We start from the raw sequence: 15903 nt of genomic DNA, 5'->3' as shown, positions 1-15903 counted from the left end.
TGTCCTACGGGACGGCCGGCGCCGGGTGCCGGACACGCCCCGGGCCGCGTGCCCCTATGGTGCCCCGGCCGGGGTGATGGCAGGCTGGCGGGCATGAACATCCCTTTCTTGGACAACTGGCGCAAGCGGCGGGACGGTGACACCGCCACGTCGCTCGCCGCCGCCGGCGCCGACCAGGAGGGCGTGGCCGAGCTGCTCTCCGAGTGCGAGCTGCTGCGGGCCAGGGCAGGGCAGAGCGGGCTCGAACTGGACGACTCCCCGGACTCGTTGGACGCGCTCGACCAGCTGCCGCCGCGCTGGCGCGACGACCCGGAGGAGCTGCCCTGGCTGGGCAACGACGCGGGACTCTATCTGGGCACGGTGATCGTCCGTACGGTGCCGGGCGCGGTCTGGCAGATCTGGCCCGGCGGCCACCCGGTGGTGCGCCTGCTCTCGGGGCGCGAGATCCAGGTGGTCGAGGCGGGGCTGGAGTGGGCGGCCACCGGGGCGCCCGAGCTGTCCCAGGTGTACGGGGAGGCCGCCGAGGGCTGACCCGGCCCGGTGCTCCCGCCCCGCCCCGGCCGCCCCCGCAGCACCCCGTACCGCTTTTGCAGTAAATACGGCTTATGCCCCGCGTGCGCGTGTCGTGCGCGAAGTCCCTTTCCCGGCTGGATAGTTTGCGCGGACCTCGACACAGCCGAGAATGGGGTGGGGCAGGGTGATGGCCGTCGATCCGTTGATCGAGCTCCGTGACGTCAACAAGTACTTCGGGCAGCTCCACGTCCTCCAGCACATCGATCTCACGGTCGCGCGCGGCGAAGTGGTCGTGGTCATCGGCCCCTCCGGCTCCGGGAAGTCCACCCTCTGCCGGACCATGAACCGGCTGGAGACGATCGAATCGGGCCGGATCACCATCGACGGCCGTCCGCTGCCCGAGGAGGGCCGCGGACTCGCCCGGCTCCGCGCCGAAGTGGGCATGGTCTTCCAGTCGTTCAACCTCTTCGCGCACCGGACCGTGCTGGCCAATGTCTCGCTCGCGCAGATCAAGGTGCGGGGGCGCAAGAAGGAGGACGCCGACCGGCGCTCCCTCGAACTGCTCGACCGGGTGGGACTCGCCGACCAGGCCGACAAGCTGCCCGCCCAGCTCTCCGGCGGCCAGCAGCAGCGCGTCGCCATCGCCCGCGCCCTCGCGATGGACCCCAAGGTCATGCTCTTCGACGAGCCGACCTCGGCGCTCGACCCCGAGATGATCAACGAGGTCCTCGAAGTGATGCGGCAACTCGCCCGCGACGGCATGACCATGGTCGTGGTCACCCACGAGATGGGCTTCGCCCGGTCCGCCGCCAACCGCGTGATCTTCATGGCCGACGGCCGCATCATCGAGGACCGCACCCCGGAGGACTTCTTCACCGCGCCGGCGAGCGAACGGGCCAAGGACTTCCTCTCCAAGATCCTCAAGCACTGACGGGGCGCGGTCGATGACACACCTGCCACGCCGGAGAAGGAGCCTCGCGGCCCTGCTCCCGCTGCTGCTGGCCCTGCTCGCGCCGCTCGCCGCCGCCGGCTGCGGCAAGGCGGGCAGCCCGCCCGTGAAGGGCCCGAAGGCCGAAGCCCTGCCGCGCTACCGGGTCGACCGGTCGTTCCGGCTGCCGGACTCGCCCACCTGGCGAAAGGCCGAGCGGCGCGGTCATCTCGTCGTCGGGGCCAAGGAGGACCAGCCCTACATGGGTGAGAAGGACCCCGCCACCGGTGTCTACTCCGGCTTCGACATCGAGATCGCCAAGATGCTGTCGGCCTCGTTGGGCTTCGACCCGAAGACCGTCCAGTTCCGTACGATCGCCTCGGCCAATCGCGAAACCGCCCTCCAGAACGGGCAGATCGACTACTACGTCGGCACGTACACCATCAACGACAACCGCAAGAAACTCGTCGGCTTCGCGGGCCCCTACTACATGGCGGGCCAGTCCCTGCTGGTGCGGACCGACGAACACGGCATCGACGGACCGCGCGACCTCGACGGCAAGCGGGTCTGCTCGGCGTCCGGATCCACCCCGTACCAGCGCGTGCAGCACGACTACCCGCGCGTCGAACTCGTCGGCTACGACACCTACTCCGTCTGTGTCGACAATCTGCTGACCTACCAGGTCGACGCCGTCACCACCGACGACACCATCCTCCAGGGCTACGCGGCCAAGGTGCCCGAGGAGCTGAAAGTGGTCGGCAAGCCGTTCTCGAAGGAGCCGTACGGCATCGGCGTCCCCCGCGGCGACAACGCCCTGCGTCTCGCGCTCGACGACGCCCTCGCCGTCCACGAGCGCGACGGGGACTGGCAGAAAGCGTACGACGCCACCCTCGGGCTCTCCGGACGCAAGGCCACCCCGCCCCCGCCCATCGACCGCTACCCGGCGAGCTGAGGCAGGCGCCATGGACGTACTCACCCAGAACTTCTCCCTCTACGGCAAGGGCTTCCTCGGCACCGTCGAGCTGACCGTCTACGCCTCGCTGCTCGCGCTGGCGCTCGGCTTCGTCATGGCCTCGTTCCGCGTCGCGCCGGTGCGCTCACTGCGCGCGCTGGGCACCGTATGGGTCACCGTGCTGCGCAACACCCCGCTGACGCTGCTGTTCTTCGCGGTCGTGCTCGGACTGCCGCGCTTCGGTCTCGTCCTGCCCTTCCAGCTGTTCGCGGTGCTCGCGCTCGGCTGCTACACCTCCGCGTTCATCTGCGAGGTGCTGCGCTCGGGCATCAACACCGTGCCCACAGGGCAGGGCGAGGCGGCGCGCAGTCTCGGGATGGGCTTCGGCCAGACGCTGGGCACGGTGGTGCTGCCGCAGGCGTTCCGCACGGTCATCCCGCCCATCGGCTCCACCCTGATCGCCCTCGCGAAGAACTCGGCCATCGCCGGCGCGTTCAGCGTCACCGAGCTGCTCGGCACCTACAAGAGCCTCAACGAGATGGGCTACAGCATCGTCTGGACCTTCGTCTGGATCGCCGTCGGATACCTGATCATCACGCTGTCCATCAGCGCGCTGTTCACGGTCATGGAGAAGCGCTGGGGGACCGCCCGATGAGCCGCGCCACCGTCACCGCGGGGCCGACCGCCCTGTACGACATCCCGGGGCCCAGGACGCGCCGCCGCCACCGCCTCTACGGTGTGCTGGCGACGGCGGTGATCGCCGCGCTCGTCGGCTGGGTGCTGTATCTGCTCTTCGACACCGGCCAGTTCACCGCCACCAAGTGGTCGCCCTTCGAGTACCGGGGCATCCAGGACCTGCTGCTGCGCGGGCTCGGCAACACCCTCAAGGCGTTCGCCCTGGCCGCGGTGGGCTCCCTCGCGCTGGGCGGAATCCTGGCCTGCGGCCGGCTCTCCGAGCACCGGCCGGTGCGCTGGATCGCCACCGTCCTGGTCGAGTTCTTCCGCGCCATGCCCGTACTGGTGATGATCTTCTTCATCTTCGTCGCGCTCAAGGTGCAGGCCCTGCCCGCACTGGTGGCGGGGCTCACGCTCTACAACGGCTCCGTGCTCGCCGAGGTGTTCCGCACCGGCGTGAACTCGGTGGAGCGCGGTCAGCGGGAGGCCGCGTACGCCCTCGGCATGCGCAAGACGCAGGTCATGTCGTACGTGCTGGTGCCGCAGGCGGTCCGCGCCATGCTGCCCACGATCATCAGTCAGTTGGTGGTCGCTCTCAAGGACACATCACTGGGATATCTGATCACCTATGAGGAGTTCCTCCATGCCGGAAAGCTCATCGCCTCGAATCTCGACTACGATTTGCCGTTCATCCCCGTGGTGATGGTGATTTCGCCGATCTACATCGGGATGTGCATGCTGCTCTCCTGGTTCGCCCACTGGATGGCCAGGCGTCAGCGGCGCAATCCGAGAACCGGTGCCGCGGCTGTCGCCCCGGCCTCTCCGGGGACGCTGCTGCCGGGCGCGCGGTAGCACAGGGCAGTGGCCCGCCCGGCGGCAGTCGGAGATCACTTCTCGTACGACGGGGAGAAGGTCAGCTGCGCCGGTCGGGCCGTGCTCGGATCAGCCGGTGGCCGGCGCGGGCTCCGGGGCCGGCGCCGTACGGAACACCTCCGCGACCGGCTCCACCACATCGGGCCCGGGCGCCTCCGAGTTCACGACCTTCAGCAGCGGACAGAACGACCTGTCGCCGTGCTTGCGCCCGAGCCTCTCGTGGTGGCGCGCCAGACAGCGCGAGGCCGCCTGACCGGTGATCGCCCGCTACCGGTTGATCAGCGCCGGCAGCTCCAGCGGCGCGAAGACGTCGTAGCGGCGGCCCCGTCATGACGATGGCGGTCCTGACGCGGCGGGCGCGCGGAAGTTAGGCTGCGCGCACTGTTCCTGACTGGAGGTACGGATGCGTCGCTCCGCAGCGCGGAATGTCTCGCTGGTGGCCCTGGCCGCCGCCCTGCTGTCGGTGGGGGCGGCGCCGCCCCCGTCGGCGGCCCCCGGCTCCCGGACCGGAGCCCCCACACCCACCGTGCCCAAGACACCGGTCGCCGCGGGGTACGGGGGAGCGGTCGCGAGCGTCGACGCCGACGCCTCGGCCGCCGGGATCGAGGTGCTCAGGCGCGGCGGCAACGCCGTGGACGCGGCCGTCGCCACCGCCGCGGCGCTCGGGGTCACCGAGCCGTACTCGGCCGGGATCGGCGGCGGCGGATACTTCGTCTACTACGACGCCAAGTCCCGTACGGTGCACACCATCGACGGCCGCGAGACCGCCCCGAAGTCCGCCGACAGCTCCCTCTTCCTGGAGAACGGCGCCCCGATCCCGTTCGCGGACGCGGTCACCAGCGGCCTCGGCGTCGGCACCCCCGGCACCGCCGCCACCTGGGACACCGCCCTCGACGCCTGGGGCAGCCGGTCCCTGGGACAGGTGCTGGCGCCCGCCCAGCGGCTGGCGAAGGACGGTTTCACCGTCGACGAGACTTTCCGCTCCCAGACCGAGTCCAACCAGAAGCGCTTCGCCGACTTCCCCGACACCGCGAAGCTGTTCCTCCCCGGAGGCCGGCTGCCGGTCGTCGGATCGGTCTTCAAGAACGCCGATCTCGCCCGCACCTACGCCGAGTTGGGCCGCCAGGGCACCAGCGCGCTCTACCGGGGCGAGCTGGGCCGCGACATTGTGCGCACGGTGCGCAAGCCGCCCGTCGACCCGTCGGCCGACCGGGTGGTCAGGCCCGGCGATCTGACCACCCGGGATCTCGCGGCCTACCGGACGAAGCGCCAGGCGCCGACCAAGGTCGCGTACCGGGGGCTCGACGTGTACGGCATGGCGCCCTCGTCCTCGGGCGGTACGAGCGTGGGGGAGGCGCTCAACATCCTTGAACGCACCGACCTTTCGAAGGCGAGCCAGGCGGGGTATCTGCACCGCTTCATCGAGGCGAGCCGGATCGCCTTCGCCGACCGGGGCCGCTGGGTCGGTGACCCGGCCTTCGAGGACGTGCCGACCAAGGGGCTGCTCTCCCAGCGGTTCGCGGACTCACGGGCCTGCCTGATCAAGGACGACGCCGTCCTCAAGAGCCCCCTCGCACCCGGCGATCCGAGGAATCCCACCCGGTGCGGCCAGGGCGGCACGGCAGCGCCGACCACCTTCGAGGGAGAGAACACCACGCATCTGACGGCCGCCGACAAGTGGGGCAACGTCGTCGCTTACACCCTGACCATCGAGTCGACGGGCGGCAGCGCCATCACCGTGCCGGGCCGGGGATTCCTGCTCAACAACGAGCTGACCGACTTCTCCTTCGCCCCCGCGAACCCGGCGGTCCACGACCCGAACCTGCCGGGCCCCGGGAAGCGGCCGCGCTCGTCCATCTCCCCGACGATCGTGCTCGACCGGCACGACCGGCCGGTGCTGGCCGTCGGCTCGCCGGGCGGCGCGACCATCATCACCACCGTGCTCCAGACCCTGACCGGGCGTCTCGACCGGGGGCTGCCGCTGGTCGACGCGATCGCGGCGCCCCGGGCCAGCCAGCGCAACACGGCGGCCACGGAGCTGGAGCCCGGGCTGTGGAACAGCCCGGTGAGGCGCCAACTGGAGGCGCTGGGGCACGTCTTCACCCAGAACCCGGAGATCGGCGCGGCCACCGGGGTGCAGCGCCTGCCCGACGGGCGGTGGCTGGCAGCGGCGGAGCGGGAACGCCGGGGCGGCGGCTCGGCGATGGTGGTACACCCCGCCGGACGGCAGTAGCGCGCGACGGGCGGGCGGCCACCGGCCGCCCGCCCACGGCGCGGGTCGTCGCGGCTACGGACCGATCCGCGCGGGACCGGTGAGGGCAGGCGCCGGCCGGGGCACGAGGGGCCCCGGCCGGCGCCTCGCGCGAGTCAGCCGGTGAGCACGATCTTCCCGAGGCGGCCGGGCCGCAGGTGGTGGGCGAGCGCGTCGTGGATGCGGGAGAGATCGTAGTGGGCCTCCACGGGCGCCTCCAGCGTGTGATCGGCGAGCTGCCGGGCGATGGTCGAGGTCAGTTCGTGAAGGGCCGGAGGGCTCATCCGCTCCATGTGCTGGGGCAGCCAGAAGCCCTCCACGCTCACGCCGCGGAAGATGAGATCGAACGACGGCAGGGGGAGCGGGTGGCCGGACATGGAGCCGTAGACGATGTGCCGGCCGCCGTCGCGCAGGCAGCGCAGGGCCAGCGCTCCCTGCCGTCCGCCGACGGCGTCCAGGGCCGCGGCCACGCCTCCCGTACCCGCCGCGTCCCGGGCCCGGTGGACGACCGCGTCGTCGCCGCCGTCGGCCGACACCACGTGTTCGGCTCCGAGATCCCGGAGCCGGGACGCCTGCTCGGTGTCGCGAGCCAGACAGACACAGCGGACGCCCCGGTCGCGCGCCAGGCGGATGATCATCCGGCTCACCGACGACGTGCTCGCCGTCAGGACGATGGCGTCGCCCGGTTCCACCGCGAGATCGGCCAGGAGCAGGTGGGCGGTGAAGGGATTCACCGTGAACTGGCAGGCGATGTCGAGCGGCAGATCGTCCGGGACCGGGATGACGGCGTCCTCGGGGGCGGTGACGTACTCCTGCCAGGTGCCCGTGACGGCGACCGCCACTCGGGCACCCGGCTCCAGCCGGACCCCCGGTCCTGCCTGATCGACGACGCCGGCGCCCTCGAACCCGATGGGGCTGACGGTGCTGCCACCGACGCGGGTGAAGGGGGCCGGCCGCCCGTAATCACCCTTGACGAACATGACATCCGAAGGGTTCACCGGCCGTGCCTGGAGGCGTAGCCGGACCGTTCCGGCCGGGGTGTCGGGCAGTGGCATCTCGGTGAGGAGCAGACTCTCCACCGGGTCACCGTGGTGTTCGAAGACAAGGGCGCGCATGAACACTCCCTACGCGAAGGACGAACTGCTCATGAGCGAGTCGCGGATGTCGGCGATGGAGAACTGCCCGCCGTGCACCATCGAGTTCACCAGGACATAGGTGGCGCCGCCTTCGCCCAATGCCTCCGTGAGGTGCTCCAGTGCCCCGCACCCGCCGGAGGCGATGACCGGGAGCCCTGACGCTTCCGCGACGGTGCGGGTCAGTTCCAGGTCGAAGCCCTTGCCGACGCCCTCCCTGTTGACGGCGTTGGGCAGGACGGCGCCGACGTGGAGGTCTCCGAGCCTGCGGGCCAGGTCCACGGCGTCGATCGAGGTGCTCCTCGTGCCGTTGTGGGTGTAAGCCTCCCACCCGCCGCTCGCGCGCGGCCGGCTGTTGATGACGACGATGAAGCGTTCGGCTCCGTACCGGTCGATGGCCTCCGCCACGTCGTCCGGGTTGTCGATCATGCTGGTGCTGACGGAGACGGCGTCGGCACCGGCGTCCAGCAGGCGTCCGACATGGTCCGCGGAGGGAATGACACCGTGTCCGACCGAGACCAAGGGGGACATGCCGGTGCCGTTGAGGCGGCTCACCAGGGGATGGAGATAGCCGGTGGTGCGCTCCCACGGGTCGATCACGTCGACGAAGAGTTTGGTGGCGCCGTCCCGCGCGTAATGGGCCGCTACTTCGACGACGTCCGTGGGATCGGGCAGCCCCGGTATGCGCGAGGGTTTCGCGGTACGTCCCCCGGTCACGTCCACGCAGGGGATGATCAGGTCCGCGACATAGGAGTTCCGGTCGTGGAAAACGGGAGCGATCGATTGCGTCATGGCGAGGAATCTCCTTGTCGGGCGGTGAGTTGTTCCAGACGCGGTCCAGTGCGGGTGAGACGGCGGGCGACGTCGAGAGCGGAAGCCACTGCGGCTTCCTGGGAGTCCAGGGCGCCGGTGTAGGCGCCCGCGAAGTACAGGCCCCCTTCGCCCTGGCACTGCCGCAGGCGTCGGCGTGCGCGGTGCGCGGCCGGGGTGGGCAGGGGGGTGCGGAAGGACGTCTGGGCCACCTGGCGGCCGGGTCGCGCGCCGCGATGGGTGATCTGGCTGACGAACATGTCGGTGTCGTGGCCCGGGCCGTACCAGGTGGTGGTCTCGCTCCACCCGTCGTGCACGGTCACGTTGGTGGTGGACCAGTGCCTGCGGTCCCGCGGCATGCCGAAAGGGTCGAGGTGCGCGGCGTAGACGAGTTCCTGGTAGGTGAAGGAGTCGAGGATCGCCCGCAGACGGCCGCAGCCCCCCAGGGACCGGAGCGCCAGTGCGGCGGCATCAGCGGGCGTGGCGAAGACGACCGCGTCCACCGAATGGGTCCGGCCTGATGTCTCGACCAGGGTGAAACGGTCGCCGTCCCGGCGCAGCCGACGCAGCTGTGCCCGCAGGTGGACCTCCGTGGTGCGCAGTTGATCGACCAGTGCGAGGGCGAGTTGCTGGGCGCCCCCTCGTACGTTCTGCGTCAGGGCGGCTTCGGAGGTGGACGCCGGGGGGCCCGCGAAGAATCCGCCGGCTCCCCGGGCGGCGAGCCCTGCCACATCGTGGGTGCCGCAGCCGAACACGGAGGCCGGCAGGGCATGGATCACGTCATTCCGCAGGGCGCCGGGGAGCGCCGGCCAGTCGGCCGCCTCCTCGACGGTGACCTCGCCGTCGAGGTCCTCGTCCTCCCAACGGGATGCCTCACGGAACAGATGGTTCAGCGCCTCCCACGCCGGGCCGAGAATCACCTCACGGTGCCTGTCCTCCCGCACGGTGTGCGGGCCGACCAGGTAGGGGCGGGCGCCGTCGCCGTGTCGCAGAGTACGGGAGGCGGGAACCGGCAGCAGATCGTCCGGTCCGAAGCCGGCCGCTCGCAGCAGGCGCGACCACAGGGGGAACCGGTCCGAGACCTCATGGACCCCGAGGTCCGGACAGCAGGTGCCGGCCGCTGTGCGGGCGCTGACGGTACGCGCGTTGCCCCCGGGGGAGCCGCGTTCCTCCAGCAGCACGATCTGGTGGCTGCCGGACAGCAGCCAGGCCGTCGTGAGGCCCGCCGTCCCCGCTCCTACGATGCCGATTCTCATGGTGCCCTCACGGGTGGGAGGAGGCGATGACGGTCGGGGCCCCGGCAGCACTGGCCCAGAAGCCCTCCAATGACTCCTCGAGAAGCCGCGCCATGAAGAGTGCCTCCTCCGGGTCGTCACCCCGGTCCAAGCCGTCCTGCGCCACTTCCACGGCGAGTTCACACAGGTTCTCCGACGGGTCGTTGGAGAAATAGGTGAGGAAATCGTCGGGGGCGTCCACATCGTGCTTACGGATCTCCGTGACGAGTTCCTCGCAGGCCGGGAAGTACACGGACATGTCCGTGTGAGCCGTCAACGCGGTGACCGCCTGACTGCCCTGGATCGCGATCCAGGACAGGATGCCGTTGAAGCTGTAGGCGTCCCTGGCGGCCGGCCGCCTCCACTCCTCCTTGCCCTGACTCGACAGCCCCAACGCCTCTCCCGCCCTGTCGAGTCTGGGTCCGGCGTCGTAGGCCAGGCAGGCCAGTCTGAGGTAGAGGCCCGCGGCGGGCCGGTGGGGGAAACGGCTGCCCATGACGGCGTAACCGGGCAGTTCCCCGTGGTGAACCTGCGCTTCGTTGCGGACCAGTTGGCGCAGGTGGTCCCGGGTGAGTTCGCCGGCCTTCGCCACGTCCAACAGCGGATTCGCCACCGGGTGCTGTCGGCGCCTGCGCGTCAGTTCTTCGACCAACTGCTGTGCGGACGACATCCGATATCCCTTCCTGACGCGGCGGAGACTCCGCGGCGCCGATCAGCGTGCCCTTGCGGCGGGGCGTCGGTGGCGGCCCTATGCCGCGGCGGCGCTGGCCCAGAAGTCCGCGAAGGACTCTTCGAGAAGTCGCGCCATGAGGAGGGCCTCCCGCGGGTCGTCGCCCCGGTCAAGGCCGTCCTGCGCCACTTCGAGAGCCTTCCGGCGCGTGCCCGCGCACGGGTCTCCCTCGTAGTAGGTGAGAAATTCCTCGGGGGCGTCCACGCCGTGCTCTCGGATCGACGCCACGAGGTCCACACAGCCGGGAAAGTAGACGGACATGTCCGTGTGGACGGCCAGCGCCGTGGCGGTCTGGCTGCCCCGGGCGGTGATCCACGACAGAATTCCGTTGCAGCTGTAGGCCCTCCGGTCGGACGGCCACATCCACTGGTCTTTCTCCTGTCGTGACAAACCCAGTGCCTCCGCCACCGCGTCGAGTTTGGGCCCGCATTCGTGCATCAGATCGATCAGCTCGATATAGAAATCTTCGGCGGGTCGGTGCGCGAACCGGCTGAGCATCGCGCCGTAGGCAGGGAGTTCCGTGTGATGACACTGGGACTCCGTGCGTACGAGGCCACGCAGCTGGTCGCCGGTGAGCTCGCCGGATTCCGCCACGTCCAGCAGCTGATTGGGAACCGGATCTTGTTGACGCTTCTGCGCGAGTTCATCGACCAGTTGTTGTGCGGACTTCATCTTCGGTCCTTCCCGGAAAACGCACCCGCCGTTCATCTGCGTGCTCCACGGGTTATCCGCGTGCTCTACGGGACAAGTTCTGACGCGGTCGGCACGCTGAATCCGCGCTGCTCCGAAGGGCTGGCATCGTTCGCCCTTCACACGCCGTATTCGCGGATTCTGGGCAGCCTCGTTCACCAGCCTAGGGGCATTCCGGTGACACGGCATCCGCGCACGTTCTCGGTGAGGCGACCAAAACATGAAGGAAGCGATCCGGACATCGGTGGAGCGACGGAACATCGGTGCATGGACCGGAACATCGGTGAAGCGACACTGGACGGCTGAGCGGTCGGAGAAGATCACGCGCTCACCGCCTCGGGGTCCGGCTCCCGGCGCCCGGCTCAACCTCCTCCGCACGTACCCGCGTTACCATGACCGCATGGTGCGCAACCCCCTCACCCCCGAAGAGCGCGAGCGCGGCGACCGGCTCGGCCGGCTCCTCCGTGAGGCGCGCGGTCCGCGCAGCATGGTGGAGGTCGCGGCCGTCGCCGGACTCTCCGCCGAGACCCTGCGCAAGATCGAGACCGGCCGTGCCCCGACGCCCGCCTTCTTCACGGTGGCGGCGCTGGCACGCGCGCTCGGCCTGTCGATGGACGAGATCGCGGCGGCCTGCGCGCTGGTGCCTGCTTGTCTGACGGCCCGTGCCGGGACCCACCGGGCGGTAGTGTCCGGCGTGTGACCACACTCCGGACGCTCGGCCGCAGCCGCTATCTGAGTCTCACCACCTACCGCAAGGACGGTACGGGCGTCGCGACGCCCGTCTGGCACGCGGTGGAGGGCGATGAGCTGTACATCTGGACCCGTTCCGACTCCTGGAAGGTCAAGCGGATCCGCAACAACGGCAAGGTGCTGGTGGCCGCCTGCGACATGCGCGGGCGGATCGCGCCGGGAGCCGCGAGCGCCGAGGGCACCGCGCGACTGCTCGACGGAGCGGGCCTGGACAAGGCGCGCGCCTTGCTGGCCGCCAAGTACACCTGGCAGTTCTGGCTGACCGACTGGCCTGCCATGGTCCTACGGCGCGGAAAGCGCCCCCACACGGGAATCGCCGTGCGGCTCGGCCCCGACGCCGGGTGAGACCTCCGCCCCGCCCCGGAAAACTGTCCGTAGCCGCCCCGTAACACGGCTGCGGTGGAATGCCCGCAGACCGAGGCGTGTTCCCTCCGGCAGGGGACCCTGCAAGGGACGGGGCAGCGATGGCGGTGCATCAACTCCCGGCGGAGATTGGATATTTCGCACGTTATCTAAAGGACCTGGCCGCTCGGCTCGATCCGGACGGCGGCTGGTACGGCGTCTTCGGGCACCGTGACCCCGAGGGGCTGCGCGCCTGCTTCGACGGCGCGCGGATCCCGCCGTGGGACGTGGTCGAGTCGCTGCTCCAGGACTTCGCGGCCGGCCGTGACCAGCGGCTGGTGGCGCGCGAGACCGAGCGTGCCCGGCGGCTGCACGCCGCGTCCGTCGCCGCGTACGACCGGCTGCCCGGCGGCGCCGAGGCGCTGTCGGAACTGCTGCGGCTGATGCTCGGCGAACAGGCCCACGCGGCAGGCCGGGCCGAGGAGCTGACGCGGCTGCTCCACGGCGAACCGGAGGGCTCGCCCCAGGGGCAGCGGCTCGTCCATGACCTGGCCTGGGTCCGTGACGACCACGCGCGCGCCACCGTGCGCTGCGCCGAACTCCGCGCCAGACTGGCGGCCCTGACGGCACCGGTCCCTTCCGCCTCCGTACCGCGCCCGCCCGCCCCGGCGGGCTGGTTCCGCGCGGACACCGATACGGGAGCGGGCACGGAAGCCGAAGCCGATACGGAGCCGGAGCCCGCGGGGCCGGACGGCGCCGAGCGCGTGGTCGGACCCGAGCGCGCCGGCGGCCCCGCCGAACATCCGCCCGCAGAGGCCGCCGGCGGGGGCGAGGGCGGGAAGCGGCCGGCCGGCCGGAGCGCGAAGAAGGCGCGCAGGGAGAACCGCGACACCTCCCAACGCAGGCCGCGCGGCGCCCGCTTCGCCGGCATCGAGGCCGAGGAGACGGACCCCGCCGAGCCCGCGCCGCTCACGCCCCCGCCCGGCGCCCCCGGCACCCCGCGTGGCGCCCGCTTCGGCGGTGTGCCGGCGGCCCGGCCCGTAGGACCGACGCCGCCCCCGGTGACCCCGGAGGACCGGAGCGCCGCGACCGGCACCGTCGCCCGGCTGATCCGGTTGCGCGCCGAGGGCCGGACCGGCGAGGCCCATGTCGTCCTCTGCGAGGCGGCGGGCCGGCCGCCCGGCCAACTGCCGCAGCTCGCCGCCGAACTGCACCGCGCCGGGCTCGGCGCCGACTGGGCCGAACTGCTCTGGGAAGCCGCCTTCCTGCCGCCCGCACGGCTCGCGGCGGCCGCCGGGGCGCTCGCCCTGGCGGGCCGGGACGACGACTGCGCCCAACTGCTGCGGCAGGGGGTCTCGCGTCCCGCCGAGGAGATCGGCGACGCCGTACTCGCCCTCGGGGACGCAGGCCGGGAGCAGGAGGCGCGGGCCCTGCTCAGCGCCTTCGTGCAGGCCCGCGCGCCCGAGGACGCGGCGCTCGTCGCCGCGCCCGATCCCGCCCGGCTCGTCCCGCAGCTGATCGACGCGGCCCGTACGGTCTCGGTCGCCAGGGAACGCGACCTCGTCCACGCGCTGCGCGTCGCGGGCATCGGGAACGCCTGAGACGGACCGGTCCGCCCGCTGCCGGAACGGTGAGCCGCACCCCGCTCCGAACCCCGCGCCGTACCCCTGACATGGGCGGCGGGCGTCTCATTCTGCCGTGAACCGGCCGATGTCGACCGCTCGGGTGTGAAACTTGATCGACTCTGCGGGTTAACGACGATGGTCTTGCCCCCGTGTGGGACGGGGCTTACGTTCTCCTCCTACGCATCGAATCTACGTGCGTAGAGCGCACCGACGCATCCGCCGAAGGAGCAGCTCGTGGCCTCAGTCGTACGCGCCGCACTTGTCCAGGCGACCTGGACGGGCGACACCGAATCCATGATCGCGAAGCATGAGGAGCACGCCCGCGAGGCGGCCCGGCAGGGCGCGAAGATCATCGGGTTCCAGGAAGTCTTCAACGCCCCCTACTTCTGCCAGGTGCAGGAGCCCGAGCACTACCGATGGGCGGAACCGGTTCCGGACGGACCGACCGTGACCCGGATGCGGGAGCTGGCCCGGGAGACCGGAATGGTGATCGTCGTCCCGGTCTTCGAGATCGAGCAGTCCGGGTTCTACTACAACACCGCGGCGGTCATCGACGCCGACGGCTCGTATCTCGGCAAGTACCGCAAGCACCACATCCCGCAGGTCAAGGGGTTCTGGGAGAAGTACTACTTCAAGCCGGGCAACGCGGGCTGGCCCGTCTTCGACACCGCAGTCGGCAAGGTCGGTGTCTACATCTGCTACGACCGCCACTTCCCGGAGGGCTGGCGCCAGCTCGGGCTGAACGGCGCGCAGATCGTCTACAACCCCTCCGCCACCTCCCGCGGTCTCTCCGGCTACCTCTGGCAGCTCGAACAGCCCGCCGCGGCCGTCGCCAACGAGTACTTCGTCGCCGCGATCAACCGCGTCGGCCAGGAGGAGTACGGCGACAACGACTTCTACGGCACGAGCTACTTCGTCGACCCGCGCGGCCGGTTCGTCGGGGAGACGGCGAGCGACAAGGAGGAGGAACTCCTCGTCCGCGAACTGGACTTCGGGCTGATCGAAGAGGTACGCCAGCAGTGGGCGTTCTACCGGGACCGCCGGCCCGACGCGTACGAGGGGCTGGTGCGGCCGTGACGGAACTGCACGACCGGCACCGCGCCGTCCTGCCCGACTGGCTCGCGCTCTACTACCAGGACCCCATCGAGATCACCCACGGCGAGGGCCGCCACGTGTGGGACGCCGAGGGCAACCGCTACCTCGACTTCTTCGGCGGCATCCTCACCACCATGACCGCCCACGCGCTGCCCGAGGTCACCAAGGCCGTCAGCGAGCAGGCCGGGCGGATCATCCACTCGTCCACGCTCTACCTCAACCGCCCCATGGTCGAACTCGCCGAGCGCGTCGCCGGTCTCTCCGGCATCCCCGACGCCCGGGTCTTCTTCACCACCTCGGGCACCGAGGCCAACGACACGGCGCTGATGCTCGCCACCGCGTACCGGGGGTCGAACCAGATCCTCGCCATGCGCAACAGCTACCACGGCCGGTCCTTCTCCACGGTCTCCGTCACCGGCAACCGCGGCTGGTCCCCGACGGCGCTCTCCCCGCTCCAGACGCTGTACGTGCACGGCGGCGTCCGCGACCGGGGACCGTACGCCGGGCTCACCGACGAGCGGTTCACCGAGGCGTGCGTCGCCGATCTGGAAGACCTGCTCGGCCATGTCCGTACCCCCGCCGCGCTGATCGCCGAACCCGTCCAGGGCGTCGGCGGCTTCACCGTCCCGCCCGACGGGCTCTACGCCGCGTTCCGCGAGGTCCTCGACCGGCACGGTGTGCTGTGGATCAGCGACGAGGTGCAGACCGGCTGGGGCCGCACCGGCGAGCACTTCTGGGGCTGGCAGGCGCACGCAGGGAACGGCCCGCCCGACATCCTCACCTTCGCCAAGGGCATCGGCAACGGCATGTCGATCGGTGGCGTCGTCGCCCGTGCCGAGATCATGAACTGCCTGGACGCCAACTCCATTTCGACGTTCGGCGGCAGCCCCGTCACCATGGCCGCCGGGCTGGCCAACCTCTCGTACCTGCTGGAGCACGACCTCCAGGGCAACGCCCGCAGGGTCGGCGGACTGCTGATCGAGCGGCTGCGCGCCATCGGCGCACGCGTCGACTCCGTACGGGAGGTGCGCGGCCGGGGGCTGATGATCGGCATCGAGCTGACCAGGCCGGGTACGGCCGAGGCGGCGCCCGAGACAGCCGCGGCGGCCCTCGAAGCGGCCCGCGAGGGAGGGCTGCTGATCGGCAAGGGCGGTGGCCACAACACCAGTGTGCTGCGGATCGCGCCCCCGCTCTCGCTGACCGTCGCCGAGGCGGAGGAGGGCGCGGAGATCCTGGAACTGGCCCTGCGCAGCACCTAGTTC

16 protein-coding genes and 1 pseudogene are annotated in these 15903 nt (G+C 70.9%); 11 read left to right on the top strand and 6 right to left on the bottom strand.

The window, feature by feature from the left end; all coding sequences use genetic code 11:
• The first annotated feature begins 93 nt into the window (after window positions 1-93).
• From ACFY6S_RS05425 to ACFY6S_RS05405, 5 genes are all read left to right on the top strand, one after another.
• The gene (locus ACFY6S_RS05425) at window positions 94-531 is read left to right on the top strand and encodes a DUF6278 family protein (RefSeq protein WP_388823100.1); all 438 of its coding nucleotides are present in this window, start codon (window positions 94-96) and stop codon (window positions 529-531) included.
• 169 nt (window positions 532-700) lie between these two features.
• On the top strand, window positions 701-1444 hold the full coding sequence (locus ACFY6S_RS05420) for an amino acid ABC transporter ATP-binding protein (RefSeq protein ID WP_388823860.1): 744 nt from the start codon (window positions 701-703) through the stop codon (window positions 1442-1444).
• A 13-nt stretch (window positions 1445-1457) separates the two neighbouring features.
• Window positions 1458-2393, top strand: a complete 936-nt coding sequence (locus tag ACFY6S_RS05415) for a glutamate ABC transporter substrate-binding protein (RefSeq protein WP_388823098.1) — start codon at window positions 1458-1460, stop codon at window positions 2391-2393.
• A gap of 10 nt (window positions 2394-2403) precedes the next feature.
• Window positions 2404-3048, top strand: a complete 645-nt coding sequence (locus ACFY6S_RS05410) for an amino acid ABC transporter permease (RefSeq protein ID WP_388823096.1) — start codon at window positions 2404-2406, stop codon at window positions 3046-3048.
• Window positions 3045-3920, top strand: coding sequence for an amino acid ABC transporter permease (locus ACFY6S_RS05405; RefSeq protein ID WP_388823094.1), 876 nt, complete (start codon window positions 3045-3047; stop codon window positions 3918-3920). Before ACFY6S_RS05410 ends, ACFY6S_RS05405 begins: the two co-directional genes overlap by 4 nt.
• Before the next feature lie 90 nt (window positions 3921-4010).
• Here ACFY6S_RS05405 and ACFY6S_RS05400 read toward each other — a convergent pair.
• Window positions 4011-4208 (bottom strand): annotated as a pseudogene (locus ACFY6S_RS05400) (hypothetical protein); the annotation flags it as partial.
• Between the two features lie 136 nt (window positions 4209-4344).
• Between ACFY6S_RS05400 and ggt the strand changes: the two are divergent.
• Window positions 4345-6174, top strand: a complete 1830-nt coding sequence (gene ggt, locus ACFY6S_RS05395) for a gamma-glutamyltransferase (protein ID WP_388823092.1) — start codon at window positions 4345-4347, stop codon at window positions 6172-6174.
• A gap of 134 nt (window positions 6175-6308) precedes the next feature.
• Here ggt and ACFY6S_RS05390 read toward each other — a convergent pair whose 3' ends face one another.
• The 5 genes from ACFY6S_RS05390 to ACFY6S_RS05370 all read right to left on the bottom strand — a co-directional run bounded on the left by ACFY6S_RS05390 (window position 6309) and on the right by ACFY6S_RS05370 (window position 10811).
• Window positions 6309-7307, bottom strand: a complete 999-nt coding sequence (locus tag ACFY6S_RS05390) for a zinc-dependent alcohol dehydrogenase family protein (protein WP_388823090.1) — start codon at window positions 7305-7307, stop codon at window positions 6309-6311.
• Window positions 7308-7316: 9 nt separating this feature from the next.
• Window positions 7317-8117: a HisA/HisF-related TIM barrel protein gene (locus ACFY6S_RS05385; RefSeq protein ID WP_388823088.1), complete on the bottom strand. Its 801-nt coding sequence runs from the start codon at window positions 8115-8117 to the stop codon at window positions 7317-7319.
• Window positions 8114-9391, bottom strand: a complete 1278-nt coding sequence (locus ACFY6S_RS05380) for an FAD-dependent oxidoreductase (RefSeq protein ID WP_388823086.1) — start codon at window positions 9389-9391, stop codon at window positions 8114-8116. The genes ACFY6S_RS05385 and ACFY6S_RS05380 overlap by 4 nt, the downstream gene beginning before the upstream one ends.
• Before the next feature lie 7 nt (window positions 9392-9398).
• A complete protein-coding gene (locus tag ACFY6S_RS05375; protein WP_388823084.1) occupies window positions 9399-10079 on the bottom strand; it encodes a hypothetical protein in 681 nt (226 codons plus the stop codon).
• A gap of 78 nt (window positions 10080-10157) precedes the next feature.
• Window positions 10158-10811 carry a hypothetical protein gene (locus tag ACFY6S_RS05370; protein ID WP_388823082.1) on the bottom strand — a complete coding sequence of 218 codons (654 nt, stop codon included), beginning with the start codon at window positions 10809-10811 and terminating at the stop codon, window positions 10158-10160.
• A 418-nt stretch (window positions 10812-11229) separates the two neighbouring features.
• Between ACFY6S_RS05370 and ACFY6S_RS05365 the strand changes: the two genes are divergently transcribed.
• From ACFY6S_RS05365 to ACFY6S_RS05345, 5 genes are all read left to right on the top strand, one after another.
• Window positions 11230-11529, top strand: a complete 300-nt coding sequence (locus ACFY6S_RS05365; protein ID WP_388823080.1) for a helix-turn-helix domain-containing protein — start codon at window positions 11230-11232, stop codon at window positions 11527-11529.
• Window positions 11526-11924 (top strand): PPOX class F420-dependent oxidoreductase, encoded by a 399-nt coding sequence (locus ACFY6S_RS05360; protein ID WP_388823078.1) that lies wholly within the window; start codon window positions 11526-11528, stop codon window positions 11922-11924. The genes ACFY6S_RS05365 and ACFY6S_RS05360 overlap by 4 nt, the downstream gene beginning before the upstream one ends.
• A gap of 119 nt (window positions 11925-12043) precedes the next feature.
• A complete protein-coding gene (locus ACFY6S_RS05355) occupies window positions 12044-13522 on the top strand; it encodes a hypothetical protein (protein ID WP_388823076.1) in 1479 nt (492 codons plus the stop codon).
• Window positions 13523-13780: 258 nt separating this feature from the next.
• Window positions 13781-14623 (top strand): nitrilase-related carbon-nitrogen hydrolase, encoded by an 843-nt coding sequence (locus tag ACFY6S_RS05350; RefSeq protein ID WP_388823074.1) that lies wholly within the window; start codon window positions 13781-13783, stop codon window positions 14621-14623.
• A complete protein-coding gene (locus ACFY6S_RS05345) occupies window positions 14620-15900 on the top strand; it encodes an aspartate aminotransferase family protein (protein ID WP_388823072.1) in 1281 nt (426 codons plus the stop codon). Before ACFY6S_RS05350 ends, ACFY6S_RS05345 begins: the two co-directional genes overlap by 4 nt.
• Window positions 15901-15903: the final 3 nt, after the last annotated feature.

Source organism: Streptomyces sp. NPDC012835 (genome assembly GCF_042900885.1).
In the GTDB taxonomy this organism is placed as follows: domain Bacteria; phylum Actinomycetota; class Actinomycetes; order Streptomycetales; family Streptomycetaceae; genus Streptomyces.
Note: the sequence above shows the minus strand (reverse complement) of the source record. Positions and strands in the feature narration are given on the sequence as shown.